This window comes from Escherichia sp. MOD1-EC6475, assembly GCF_003046645.1.
Classification (GTDB): Bacteria; Pseudomonadota; Gammaproteobacteria; order Enterobacterales; family Enterobacteriaceae; genus Escherichia; species Escherichia ruysiae.
Genome location: NZ_PZKQ01000026.1, coordinates 1 through 12,553, shown reverse-complemented (window position 1 = coordinate 12,553; position 12,553 = coordinate 1). Strand labels below are relative to the sequence as shown.

Sequence of the window (12,553 nt, the reverse complement as noted above, 5' to 3'; positions counted from 1 at the left end):
CGAAGGCAGGAAGGACGTATTCCCAAAAGCAAAAACCCGCCTTGTAGGCGGGTTCTCAGGAATTAGTGGTGCCCGGACTCGGAATCGAACCAAGGACACGGGGATTTTCAATCCCCTGCTCTACCGACTGAGCTATCCGGGCAACGGGGCGCATTAAACCGTAATCTGCACATCTCGTCAACCTAATTTCAGTAAAAGCGATTCAACTGCTTAAGATTGCGGCAAATCGCTTCTTTTCTGTGTTTCTGTCAGGTCAATGCACCACCCTGGCGGCAGCGGGCGAAGCGCAGAATATCTTCCGCCAGCCGGTGTGCGGTGTCGACATCCGCCTGGCTACGATTCACCAGCATTCGGCTCAGGCAACCTTCCAGCACCAGTTCCATCTGCTTTGCCACCATCGCCGGATCGTCAACTTCCAGCGTGGTTAATAGTTCGTGGGTGAAATCGTAGGCCGCGCTTTTTTGCTGATCGGCCAGTTGATGAATAGGGTGGCCAGGATCGGGATAAAACGTACAGGCCGCGATAAACAGACAGCCCGGATAGCGGTTGTTTTTAACGCACTCTGATAACGCCTGATAACGCGCCAGCAGCTTTTGTTCGGCGGTTTGCGTTTCGTCCAGCATCAACTGACGACGCCAGACATCTATCTGTTGGCTAAGATAGCGCAGCGCGTCGTAGAGGATCGCCTCTTTGTCTGGCCAGAAGCGGCGCAGCTCGTCCAGTGGATAATCCACACGTTCAGCAACCATCTCCAGCGTGGTGTTGGCAATCCCTTGTAATTCTAATAATTTCAGGGCTTCTCCCAGTACATCTTCACGTTGCACGCTATTTTCCTCCGTCTTTCCCACTGCAAGTGTCGTTCACGGTTGGCGATCGCGCAAATGTGCGCTGAAGGTTTCAGCATCCATAAAGCCCGTGACGCGTGCTTGTGGATGCTCCTGGCCTTGTCCGTCAAAAAAGAGAATTGTCGGTAGGCCAAGGACATTTAGATGTTTTAACAGCGCCACATCTTGTGCGTCGTTGGCGGTGACGTTGGCCTGAAGTAAGACCGTGTTAGCCAACGCTTTTTGCACCTGTGGGTCGCTAAAGGTGTATTTCTCGAACTCTTTACAGGCAACGCACCAGTCGGCGTAGAGATCTAACATTACCGGTTTGCCTTTGGCTTCAACGAGCGCCTGATTTAACTCATCCACCGTTTTGATTGGTGTAAAGTTGAGATGCGCCTGAGTTTGCGCGGTATGCGTCGCACCAAATGCCCAATCCTGGAGTGGGCGCACGCTAACCAATGCCGCTGCCAGCAGGATTATTTGCACTACGCGCATCCAGCCGCGTTTGGCCTGTAAGCTGGTGACAAAGGCCCAGCCAAAGAATGCGACGCCCAGCGCCGACCACAAGCGTAATCCCCAGACATCACCAATCACCCGCTCCAGCAGGAAGACCGGCAGCGCGAGGATCACAAAACCAAACGCGGTTTTGACTTGTTCCATCCACGGGCCGCTTTTCGGCAGCAGACGGTTGCCAAAGACGGTAATTAACATCAGCGGTAGACCCATACCCAGCGCATAGAGATAAAGTGTGCCGCCGCCCAGCCACATGTTACCGCTTTGGGCGATATACAACAGAATCGCGCTAAGTGGCGCGGTGGTACATGGTGAGCAGATCAAACCGGCAATCGCCCCCATAACAAACACACCGCCGGGCGAGCCACCCTGTTGGCGATTGCTCATCAGCGTGAGGCGCGTTTGCAGCGAAGAGGGAAGCTGCAGGGTAAACAAGCCAAACATCGACATCGCCAGCAACGTAAAGATGATGGCGAGGCCAATGAGCACGTAAGGGTGCTGTAGCGCCGCCTGGAACTGTAATCCGGCAGCGGCAACTACCAGGCCCAGCGCCGTGTAGGTCAGCGCCATCCCTTGCACATAAATAAAGGTCAGCAACAATGCTCTGGCGGTGGAGAGTCGCTGTTTACCGCCCAGCACGATGCCGGAAATCAGTGGGTACATCGGCAGTACGCAGGGGGTGAAGGCGATGCCGATGCCTATCAACAATGCCCAGAGCGCAGAAAAGGGCAATTGCGCGGCGGACTGCTCTTGCTGCGGAACAGACATCGGCTGTGGCGCTGCGTTGTTGGCAACCACTTCGCTTAACGGTACGGTTTTGGTTTCTGGTGGATAGCAGAAACCAGCGTCAGCGCAGCCCTGGTAAGTGACAGTTAATGTCGCGCCAGCCGTAGCCTGGTTGATGGTCACTGGAAGCGTCAGCCGCTTGCGATAAATCTCGCTTTTGCCGTAAAATTCATCGTCATGCCAGACGCCTGGCGGTAACTGCACGTCGGCAATTTTCGCTTGTTCAGGCGTGATGCGGATCTGTTTACGGTAAAGGTAATAACCGTCTTTGATCTGCCAGGTTAGATTAAGATCATGTTGGTTTTGCTGAAAATCAAAAGCAAAAGCCTGATCCGCTGGGACAAATTGTGAACGTCCTGGCGCGTCGAATAATCCGGCGAAAACGGAAGTGCTGCAAAGTAGCAGGATCAGCGTAAAGATGCGTTGAGCCATGAGAGGTAATCTGTGTCTCCGTGTGTAACAGGTAAAACCAGAAGCTCCGGGGTTTGATACGGATGATGAGACTTCAGGCATTCCAGCAGCGCCTGCTGGTGAGCTTTGTCGGTTTTTAAGATCATCTGTACTTCATATTCCTGTTCCAGCTTACCTTCCCAGTAATAGAGAGAGGTTGCGCCGGGGATCAGGGTTGCGCAAGCCGCTAGTTTTTCTGCCAGCACTTTGGCGGCTAAATCCTGGGCTGTCGCTTCATCCGGCGCAGTACACAGCACCACGACAGACGCGGTATTCGAACTTTTATCATCAAGCATAAACACCTCGCAAGAACAGATGGAACCGCAAGAGAGAGGTCACTATACAACGGACGAGGGAAGGATGTTAGTCGGCGGGAAAGAAAGCGGGGCGTGAACGCCCCGCGATTTGTCATTACAGCATGAAGCTACCCAGCACGAAGCCGAAGCAAACGGCCAGGGCAACACCCAGAGTACCTGGGATGAAGAACGGATGGTTGAAGACGAATTTACCGATACGAGTTGTACCCGTGTCATCCATCTGTACCGCAGCAACCAGCGTCGGGTAGGTCGGCAGAATGAACAGACCAGACACCGCAGCGAAAGAAGCAACAGCGGTCAGCGGAGAAACGTTCAGTGCCAGAGCCATCGGCATCAGTGCTTTTGCGGTTGCAGCCTGAGAGTACAGCAGAGCAGAAGCAAAGAAGAAGATGACAGCCAGCAGCCACGGATGACCCTGAATCACTTCACCAGCGGTATCTTTGATCCAGTCGATGTTGTTGGAAACGAAAGTATCGCCCAGCCATGCAACGCCCAGGATACAAATACAGGCGCTCATACCTGCTTTGAAGGTGCTGGAGTTGAGGATGTTGTCGGTATCAACTTTACAGATAACGGTGGTCAGAGTTGCAACGCTGAGCATGATGATCAGGATTGCGTTGGTGGTGTTCATCAGCGGTTTCTCAACCAGGCCCATGCTCGGACTGTTGATGATTGCATAGATAACCACGCCAACTACGCCCAGCAGGAACAGCCAGACGGAAGTTTTTGCACCGGATTTGATTTCAATCTGTTTTTCACCGCGCAGTTCAACCAGGCCTTCTTCCAGACGCTTACGATAAATCGGATCGTCAGACAGTTTGGAGTTGAACAGCATAGTGACCAGGAAGGACATCACCAGAACCGCCAGCAGGGTGGACGGGATGACCACAGAGAGCAGATGGAGGTAGCTGATGCCATGACCTTCCATTACGGAAGACATGTAAACCACTGCCGCTGAGATTGGCGATGCGGTGATCGCAATCTGCGCGGAAACCACTGCAGTAGACAGCGGACGGCAAGGTTTAACGCCTTGTTCCTTCGCAACTTCAGCGATCACTGGCAGCGTTGCCAGAGAGATGTTGCCAGTACCCGCAAAGATTGTCAGGAAATAAGTCACGATCGGAGCGAGGATCGTGATGTATTTCGGGTTACGGCGCAGCAGCTTTTCTGTCTGATGAACCAGATAGTCCAGACCGCCAGCAACCTGCATGGCAGAAATAGCGGCGATAACCGCCATGATAATGGAAATGACATCGAACGGGATGTTACCAGGTTTGACGCCGATAGCGGCAAGAACCAGCACCCCCAATCCGCCTGCAAAACCAATACCTATTCCCCCCAGTCTGGCGCCCAAGAAGATCGCCAGCAAAACTATGATGAGTTCTACAACTAGCATATTAGCCTTCCTTGTTTTTTAACAAGTTGATATTAGATTGTTATTTTTAAGTTACTACTCACAAGAAAAAAGGCACGTCGTCTGACGTGCCTTTTTTATTTGTACTACCCTGTACGATTACTGTTCGCTTTCATCAGTATAGCGTTTTGCTTTGTAAGCCGGGTGCATCAGATTCTGTACGGAGAAAATATCGTCAAGTTCCGCTTCAGTCAACAGACCGCGTTCCAGAACGACTTCACGTACACTCTTACCGGTTTCGGCACAGATTTTACCCACGATGTCACCGTTGTGGTGACCGATGAACGGGTTCAGGTAAGTGACGATACCGATAGAGTTGTAAACATAACCTTCGCACACTTCTTTGTTAGCAGTGATGCCATTAACGCATTTTTCCAGCAGGTTGTAGCAAGCGTTAGTCAGGATGTGAACGGATTCAAACATGGCCTGGCCAATGACCGGCTCCATAACGTTCAGCTGGAGCTGACCTGCTTCTGCTGCCATGGTAACAGTGATGTCGTTACCGATGACTTTGAAGCATACCTGGTTAACCACTTCCGGAACAACCGGGTTTACTTTAGCTGGCATGATGGAAGAGCCCGCCTGCAGTTCCGGCAGGTTGATCTCGTTCAGGCCGGCACGTGGGCCAGAAGAGAGCAAGCGCAGGTCGTTACAGATTTTGGACATCTTCACAGCCAGACGTTTCAGCGCGCCGTGAACCATAACGTAAGCGCCGCAGTCAGAGGTCGCTTCGATCAGGTCTTCAGCCGGAACGCATGGGAAGCCAGTGACTTCAGCCAGTTTTTTCACTGCCAGCGGAGAGTACTCTTTCGGCGTGTTCAGGCCAGTACCGATTGCCGTTGCGCCGAGGTTAACTTCCAGCAGCAGTTCAGCGGTACGTTGGATGTTTTTCACTTCTTCTTTCAGCAGAATGCTGAAAGCGCGGAATTCCTGACCAAGGGTCATCGGTACTGCGTCCTGCAGCTGGGTACGACCCATTTTCAGGATGTCCTGGAATTCGACAGCTTTACGTTCAAAGCCTTCACGCAGTTGGTTAATTGCATCTACCAGTTTAATCAGGGAAGAGTAAACCGCGATACGGAAACCGGTTGGGTAGGCGTCGTTAGTGGACTGACATTTGTTAACATGGTCGTTCGGGTTCAGGTACTGATATTCACCTTTCTGGTGACCCATCAGTTCCAGACCGATATTGGCCAGCACTTCGTTGGTGTTCATGTTTACGGAAGTACCTGCGCCGCCCTGGTAGACGTCTACCGGGAACTGATCCATGCATTTTCCGTTATTCAGGACTTCATCACATGCGGCAATGATTGCATTCGCTACACTTTTAGGAATGGTTTGCAGCTCTTTGTTTGCCATAGCTGCGGCTTTTTTAACCATTACCATACCGCGAACAAATTCAGGAATATCGCTGATTTTGCTGTTGCTGATATAGAAGTTTTCAATCGCTCTCAGAGTGTGAACACCATAGTAGGCATCAGCTGGAACTTCCCTGGTACCCAACAGATCTTCTTCGATACGAATGTTGTTTGACATGTGAACCTTCTTTTTCAAGCTGCCAATGATTTGCTTTAAACACACAGAATATATGTGGTTTCGAATGTTTTTCGACCGACGATTATCCCCTGCATCGGCCGAATACTCGGGATCATATGCTGCTTGAGGATTTCTACCGTAATCTGGATCACTTTAAGTGTCGGTTTTTACCCCTTAATTATTAATTTGTGAAATAGATCACCGCTTTGGGATTACTACCAAAAATAGTTGCGCAAACATCTTGAAATTTTGCTAATGACCACAATATAAGCTGAACGCGATTCGCAACCCATTCAGGCGTCCGGATTTAACCGGTTGCTATTACAGGAGAAACCTTTGCGCTGGTTACCTTTTATTGCCATTTTTCTTTATGTCTATATTGAGATTTCAATTTTTATTCAGGTTGCCCATGTTCTGGGGGTATTGCTGACCCTCGTACTGGTTATATTCACATCGGTTATCGGTATGTCACTGGTACGTAACCAGGGCTTTAAGAATTTCGTGCTGATGCAGCAAAAAATGGCGGCGGGTGAAAACCCAGCGGCGGAGATGATTAAAAGTGTTTCGTTGATCATTGCCGGTTTGCTGCTTTTATTGCCGGGCTTTTTCACCGATTTCCTGGGGCTTCTGCTTTTATTACCGCCGGTGCAAAAGCATCTGACAGTGAAGCTGATGCCGCATTTGCGTTTCTCCCGAATGCCGGGTGGCGGTTTTAGCGCCGGGACCGGTGGTGGTAATACTTTTGATGGTGAGTATCAGCGAAAGGATAATGACCACGACCGTCTTGATCATAAAGACGATCGCCAGGATTAATGTCAAAACGCCGGATTATGTGGTTATGCCATTTTCCGGCGTTTTTCGTTTTGGCAAAAACAGCCATAACCCCGCCAGCATGATTAGCGCATAGAGACTTTTCCAGCCGACCATTGCCAGTAACAGAACGCATAACAGCCCGCCAATCACCGCCAGTACGCGATAACGTCCTTGCAATAATTTACAGCCTGCCAACATGCACAACAGGTAAATCATAATAAAGATGCCGTTGGCATAAATAATGAGTGCGTCCAGATTGATCCCTAAAGCATGAATCACCAACGTGCTTACTACGCAACAGCCGAGCACCGCATTGAGGGCATTATTCGGGATATGGCGAGAAGAGAGGCGTGCCAGGTAGTGCTCAGGATTATGTTGCGCCTGTGACCAGACCAGGCGGGCGAAGCTCTGTATATAAATGTTGAGACTGGCAAAGCAGGCCAGATAGCCAATCACGCAGGCAATCCATAACGCCCCTACACCGAATAGCTGCACCACAATTTTGGGAAGCGATGCAGCCGCCGCCATTTTTTCACCATAGGCGTCGAAGTGTAAGACGACTACCGTACAGCCCCAGTAGACTAATCCTGCCAGCAGTAGACCAATCATCAAAGCGCGCGGAAAATCACGCTCTGGATTTTTAAATTCCGAAGCGAGATGGGCAAATGCCTCCAGACCGACAAAGCACCAGAACATCACCGATAACGCAGCAAATAACCCGGAAAGTTCGATATCACCTGGCGCAGGGAAGGGGATGTTCGCAGGTTTGATATCGCCCGCCCACCAGATGGCAACAATCAGTGCGACGATAAGCCCGGCAATGACCGTTTGTAGATTAGCACTGGAACTGGCACCGCGAGTACCGATATACCACACCAGCGCCAGTGTACCGAGTTCTGCCAACAATAGTTGCCAGCTATGCCAGCCAAACATCGCCTGACCGAACCCGGCAGCAATTTGTAGCGCGGCGGGCAAACCCACGGGAATAACCGATAAAAACAGCCAACCGGTGACTCGCTCAAGTCGCGAGCCGAACGCCATACCGACGAAGTGCGCGACGCCGCCCGCGCTGGGGTAGTGGCGACCCAGAATCGCAAACACAATTGCAATCGGGAACACTAAGATAATCAAAACTGGCCACGCCCACAGGCTATTATTGCCTGCCACCAGAGCAGCTAACGCCGGAACGGCAAACACGCCAGTGCCTAATAATGACGTCGATAGCAGGCCGATACCCTGGGCCAGCCCCAATTCTTGTTTGAGTCCACTCATGGGTTGAAGTCCGATTGCGCCCAAATTTTGGGCAACTGCGTAGATTTTCGATGGTAGCACAATCAGATTCACTTATGACGGCGATGTCGAAATTGCGATGAAACGTGAGGTGAATCAGGGTTTTCACCCGATTTTGTGCTGATCAGAATTTTTTTTCATTTTCCCCCTTGAAGGGGAGATGCCTCATCCCCATTTCTCTGGTCACCAGCCGGGAAACCACGTAAGCTCCGGCGTCACCCATAACAGATACGGACTTTCTCAAAGGAGAGTTATCAATGAATATTCGTCCATTGCATGATCGCGTGATCGTCAAGCGTAAAGAAGTTGAAACTAAATCTGCTGGCGGCATCGTTCTGACCGGCTCTGCAGCGGCTAAATCTACCCGTGGCGAAGTGCTGGCTGTCGGCAATGGCCGTATCCTTGAAAATGGCGAAGTGAAGCCGCTGGACGTGAAAGTTGGCGACATCGTTATTTTCAACGATGGCTACGGTGTGAAATCTGAGAAGATCGACAATGAAGAAGTGTTGATCATGTCCGAAAGCGACATTCTGGCAATTGTTGAAGCGTAATCCGCGCACGACACTGAACATACGAATTTAAGGAATAAAGATAATGGCAGCTAAAGACGTAAAATTCGGTAACGACGCTCGTGTGAAAATGCTGCGCGGCGTAAACGTACTGGCAGATGCAGTGAAAGTTACCCTCGGTCCGAAAGGCCGTAACGTAGTTCTGGATAAATCTTTCGGTGCACCGACCATCACCAAAGATGGTGTTTCCGTTGCTCGTGAAATCGAACTGGAAGACAAGTTCGAAAACATGGGTGCGCAGATGGTGAAAGAAGTTGCCTCTAAAGCGAACGACGCTGCAGGCGACGGTACTACCACTGCAACCGTACTGGCTCAGGCTATCATCACTGAAGGTCTGAAAGCTGTTGCTGCGGGCATGAACCCGATGGATCTGAAACGTGGTATCGACAAAGCCGTTACCGCTGCAGTTGAAGAACTGAAAACGCTGTCCGTACCGTGCTCTGACTCTAAAGCTATTGCTCAGGTTGGTACTATCTCCGCTAACTCCGACGAAACCGTAGGTAAACTGATCGCTGAAGCGATGGACAAAGTCGGTAAAGAAGGCGTTATCACCGTTGAAGACGGTACTGGTCTGCAGGACGAACTGGACGTGGTTGAAGGTATGCAGTTCGACCGTGGCTACCTGTCTCCTTACTTCATCAACAAGCCGGAAACTGGCGCAGTAGAACTGGAAAGCCCGTTCATCCTGCTGGCTGACAAGAAAATCTCCAACATCCGCGAAATGCTGCCAGTTCTGGAAGCTGTTGCAAAAGCAGGCAAACCGCTGCTGATCATCGCTGAAGATGTTGAAGGCGAAGCACTGGCAACTCTGGTTGTTAACACCATGCGCGGCATCGTGAAAGTCGCTGCGGTTAAAGCACCGGGCTTCGGCGATCGTCGTAAAGCAATGCTGCAGGATATCGCAACCCTGACTGGCGGTACTGTAATCTCTGAAGAGATCGGTATGGAGCTGGAAAAAGCGACTCTGGAAGACCTGGGTCAGGCTAAACGTGTTGTGATCAACAAAGATACCACTACCATTATCGATGGCGTGGGTGAAGAAGCTGCAATCCAGGGCCGTGTTGCTCAGATCCGTCAGCAGATTGAAGAAGCAACTTCTGACTACGACCGTGAAAAACTGCAGGAGCGCGTAGCGAAACTGGCAGGCGGCGTTGCAGTTATCAAAGTAGGTGCTGCTACCGAAGTTGAAATGAAAGAGAAAAAAGCACGCGTTGAAGACGCCCTGCACGCGACCCGTGCTGCGGTAGAAGAAGGCGTGGTTGCTGGTGGTGGTGTTGCGCTGATCCGCGTAGCGTCTAAACTGGCTGACCTGCGTGGTCAGAACGAAGACCAGAACGTGGGTATCAAAGTTGCACTGCGTGCAATGGAAGCTCCGCTGCGTCAGATCGTCCTGAACTGCGGTGAAGAACCGTCTGTTGTTGCTAACACCGTTAAAGGCGGCGACGGCAACTACGGTTACAACGCAGCAACCGAAGAATACGGCAACATGATCGACATGGGTATCCTGGATCCAACCAAAGTAACTCGTTCTGCTCTGCAGTACGCAGCTTCTGTGGCTGGTCTGATGATCACCACCGAGTGCATGGTTACCGACCTGCCGAAAAACGATGCAGCTGACTTAGGCGCTGCTGGCGGTATGGGCGGCATGGGTGGCATGGGCGGCATGATGTAATTGCCCTGCACCTCGCAGAAATAAAGAAACCCCCGGGCAGAAATGTCTGGGGGTTTTTCTTTTGGTCATCTTTCTAGTATAAGATTCAGACACGGACGACGCGAGTTGCGTCCAGCTCATTGATTATGGGGAATAACATGCACGTAAAATACTTAGCAGGGATTGTCGGTGCCGCGCTACTGATGGCGGGTTGTAGCTCCAGCAACGAATTGAGTGCTGCCGGTCAGAGTGTACGCATTGTTGACGAGCAGCCTGGTGCCGAGTGCCAACTGATTGGTACTGCGACAGGTAAGCAAAGTAACTGGCTTTCCGGGCAACACGGTGAAGAAGGCGGTTCTATGCGCGGTGCAGCAAACGATCTGCGCAACCAGGCGGCAGCAATGGGCGGTAATGTGATTTATGGTATCAGCAGCCCGTCGCAGGGGATGTTGTCCAGTTTTGTTCCGACTGATAGCCAGATTATCGGCCAGGTTTATAAGTGCCCGAACTGATATGATTCAGAGGCTGGATGACAAACGTGTAATTGCCTGATGCGCTTCGCTTATCAGGCCTACATCGAGCATTGCAACTGATTGAATATTCGAGAATTTGTAGGCCGGATAAGACGTTTTCGCCGCATCCGGCATGATCAACGATCACGTTATCAGTAATTCCAGGCTGGATGGCTCCAGCCTCGCATTCAAAAAGATGAGATTATTTCGCCTGTGGCGCGGCCTTGCTGATGGACTGAACTCGTAAGTGATGTATTGCGCGTAAGCATTGATCCTGAGTCAGCGGTTGGGCGTTATTTGCTGCTACTGTACGAACGTAAACCTGAGATGGCACACCCGCGAGTTTTTTCAGCCGTGGACTGAAATCAAGCATCCGGCGTGTGATAGCCTCAATTTCTTTACCCGCTGTCGCTTCACGCGTTTTCACCACCGCGCCGCTAAATTGTTCTTTGCCACTTTCATCTTTAAAGCGATAAAGCACCGCCAGATAATGGCTAAACAGATTATGTTTCCATTCCGGCTGAGAATAGGTGTCATATTCCAGATTGCCATTGTCCTGGCAGTCGACGTCATATAACGGCAGGAAATCTAATAGCGATGTAATACGCAATGCCAGTTCACGCATTTCAGCATTATTAATTGCATGAATGATTGCTCGCGCCAGCATTTCAATCTGCAACTCATTAACGACTAACTCACATTTGCTACCGTCATGTAGCGTTAATTCGAAGGTAAGATTTTCGCCCTGATTTTCGGTAAGTTCCAGCGTGTTAACCCGGCGATTAATATCGGCATTTTTAAGCTCATCAACCAGAATTTCTGGGATATTCTCTGCCATTTTCTTCATGACTTTATCGCGAGCCTGCTCATACTGAATACGTGTATCAGCATCCAGTTTATGCTTTTGATGCAGACGACTTTCTAGCGCAATCAGTAGGTCGCGTAGTTCCATAACAGACATAAAGAATAACGATTCTTTATTGCGAGGCTCTTTAATTTTCAGCGCCAGTGCAATGAAATTATTACTCTTGCGAATAACACCGGTATTAACACCCTTGATGCTTATGGTCATGTAGGTTCTCCCTAACCATTTTTCAATAAAATAATTAATTTTAATGTATAAGCCAGATAAATGGGCTTGGTAGTAATGGTTTTTAAAATAACATAAATAGCAGTGCTCACTCTATATATAAACAGAAAAGAAAGGTTAATTATTGGTGTTGGCTATATAAAGAGTAAAAATAGCAACGTAAATGAATAATTAAAGGTTATGCAACGGGCAAAGATTAAACTTCTCTGTTGAGTGACCGGTCTCTGTTCTCGTGTTCGTTGCTCTTGGCGGATGCGGCGTAAATGCCTTATCCCGCCTACAGCTCATTGAGTTTCAATGCGCGATGTAGGTAATGCTGCCAACTTACTGATTTAGTGTATGATGGTGATTTTAAGGTGCTTGCGTGGCTTCCATTTCCATCAGATGTCCTTCCTGCTCCGCTACTGAAGGCGTGGTGCGTAACGGCAAAAGCACTGCCGGACATCAGCGCTATCTCTGCTCTCACTGCCGTAAAACATGGCAACTGCAGTTCACTTACACCGCTTCTCAACCCGGTACGCACCAGAAAATCATTGATATGGCCATGAATGGCGTTGGATGCCGGGCAACCGCCCGCATTATGGGCGTTGGCCTCAACACGATTTTACGTCACTTAAAAAACTCAGGCCGCCGTCGGTAACCTCGCGCATACAACCGGGCAGCGATGTGATTGTCAGCGATGAAATGGACGAACAGTGGGGCTACGTAGGGGCTAAATCACGTCAGCGCTGGCTGTGTTACGCGTAGGACAGGCTACGGATGACTGGTGTGGCGCACGGTGTCGG

11 protein-coding genes, 1 tRNA gene and 1 pseudogene are annotated in these 12,553 nt (G+C 50.3%); 5 read left to right on the top strand and 8 right to left on the bottom strand.

The window, feature by feature from the left end:
- Positions 1–66: 66 nt before the first annotated feature.
- From A7589_RS09220 to aspA, 6 genes are all read right to left on the bottom strand, one after another.
- Positions 67–142 (bottom strand) — tRNA-Phe (locus tag A7589_RS09220).
- 106 nt (positions 143–248) lie between these two features.
- On the bottom strand, positions 249–824 hold the full coding sequence (locus A7589_RS09215; protein ID WP_001188520.1) for a transcriptional regulator: 576 nt from the start codon (positions 822–824) through the stop codon (positions 249–251).
- Positions 825–860: 36 nt separating this feature from the next.
- Complete coding sequence (gene dsbD, locus A7589_RS09210) at positions 861–2,558, bottom strand: protein-disulfide reductase DsbD (RefSeq protein WP_000068949.1); 1,698 nt, start codon at positions 2,556–2,558, stop codon at positions 861–863.
- On the bottom strand, positions 2,534–2,872 hold the full coding sequence (gene cutA / locus A7589_RS09205) for a divalent cation tolerance protein CutA (protein ID WP_000883313.1): 339 nt from the start codon (positions 2,870–2,872) through the stop codon (positions 2,534–2,536). The genes dsbD and cutA overlap by 25 nt, the downstream gene beginning before the upstream one ends.
- Positions 2,873–2,987: 115 nt before the next feature.
- Positions 2,988–4,289: an anaerobic C4-dicarboxylate transporter DcuA gene (gene dcuA, locus A7589_RS09200; RefSeq protein WP_000961959.1), complete on the bottom strand. Its 1,302-nt coding sequence runs from the start codon at positions 4,287–4,289 to the stop codon at positions 2,988–2,990.
- A gap of 117 nt (positions 4,290–4,406) precedes the next feature.
- Positions 4,407–5,843 carry an aspartate ammonia-lyase gene (aspA, locus tag A7589_RS09195; protein WP_010349613.1) on the bottom strand — a complete coding sequence of 479 codons (1,437 nt, stop codon included), beginning with the start codon at positions 5,841–5,843 and terminating at the stop codon, positions 4,407–4,409.
- 336 nt (positions 5,844–6,179) lie between these two features.
- Between aspA and A7589_RS09190 the strand changes: the two genes are divergently transcribed.
- The gene (locus A7589_RS09190; RefSeq protein ID WP_001267449.1) at positions 6,180–6,656 is read left to right on the top strand and encodes an FxsA family protein; all 477 of its coding nucleotides are present in this window, start codon (positions 6,180–6,182) and stop codon (positions 6,654–6,656) included.
- 15 nt (positions 6,657–6,671) lie between these two features.
- On the opposite strand, the gene yjeH is transcribed toward A7589_RS09190, so the two are convergent.
- Positions 6,672–7,928, bottom strand: coding sequence for an L-methionine/branched-chain amino acid transporter (yjeH, locus tag A7589_RS09185; protein ID WP_000015829.1), 1,257 nt, complete (start codon positions 7,926–7,928; stop codon positions 6,672–6,674).
- 275 nt (positions 7,929–8,203) lie between these two features.
- Here yjeH and A7589_RS09180 point away from each other — a divergent pair, with 275 nt between their 5' ends.
- The 3 genes from A7589_RS09180 (at position 8,204) to A7589_RS09170 (ending at position 10,678) form a co-directional block, all read left to right on the top strand.
- A complete protein-coding gene (locus A7589_RS09180; RefSeq protein WP_001026276.1) occupies positions 8,204–8,497 on the top strand; it encodes a co-chaperone GroES in 294 nt (97 codons plus the stop codon).
- A 43-nt stretch (positions 8,498–8,540) separates the two neighbouring features.
- Positions 8,541–10,187 (top strand): chaperonin GroEL, encoded by a 1,647-nt coding sequence (gene groL / locus A7589_RS09175; RefSeq protein WP_000729121.1) that lies wholly within the window; start codon positions 8,541–8,543, stop codon positions 10,185–10,187.
- Between the two features lie 137 nt (positions 10,188–10,324).
- Complete coding sequence (locus A7589_RS09170) at positions 10,325–10,678, top strand: DUF4156 domain-containing protein (protein WP_000558209.1); 354 nt, start codon at positions 10,325–10,327, stop codon at positions 10,676–10,678.
- A gap of 202 nt (positions 10,679–10,880) precedes the next feature.
- Here A7589_RS09170 and A7589_RS09165 read toward each other — a convergent pair whose 3' ends face one another.
- Entirely contained in the window at positions 10,881–11,750 is an 870-nt protein-coding gene (locus tag A7589_RS09165) for a YjeJ family protein (protein ID WP_000155819.1), read from the bottom strand.
- A gap of 382 nt (positions 11,751–12,132) precedes the next feature.
- Between A7589_RS09165 and A7589_RS09160 the strand changes: the two are divergent.
- Positions 12,133–12,512: pseudogene (locus tag A7589_RS09160) on the top strand (IS1 family transposase); the annotation flags it as partial.
- Positions 12,513–12,553 lie beyond the last annotated feature (41 nt).

Coding starts and splice junctions, on each gene's coding strand:
- dsbD (WP_000068949.1), bottom strand. CDS start 2,558: ATGGCTCAACGCATCTTTACGCTGATCCTGCTACTTTGCAGCACTTCC.
- A7589_RS09180 (WP_001026276.1), top strand. CDS start 8,204: ATGAATATTCGTCCATTGCATGATCGCGTGATCGTCAAGCGTAAAGAA.
- A7589_RS09165 (WP_000155819.1), bottom strand. CDS start 11,750: ATGACCATAAGCATCAAGGGTGTTAATACCGGTGTTATTCGCAAGAGT.
- cutA (WP_000883313.1), bottom strand. CDS start 2,872: ATGCTTGATGATAAAAGTTCGAATACCGCGTCTGTCGTGGTGCTGTGT.
- dcuA (WP_000961959.1), bottom strand. CDS start 4,289: ATGCTAGTTGTAGAACTCATCATAGTTTTGCTGGCGATCTTCTTGGGC.
- aspA (WP_010349613.1), bottom strand. CDS start 5,843: ATGTCAAACAACATTCGTATCGAAGAAGATCTGTTGGGTACCAGGGAA.
- yjeH (WP_000015829.1), bottom strand. CDS start 7,928: ATGAGTGGACTCAAACAAGAATTGGGGCTGGCCCAGGGTATCGGCCTG.
- A7589_RS09170 (WP_000558209.1), top strand. CDS start 10,325: ATGCACGTAAAATACTTAGCAGGGATTGTCGGTGCCGCGCTACTGATG.
- groL (WP_000729121.1), top strand. CDS start 8,541: ATGGCAGCTAAAGACGTAAAATTCGGTAACGACGCTCGTGTGAAAATG.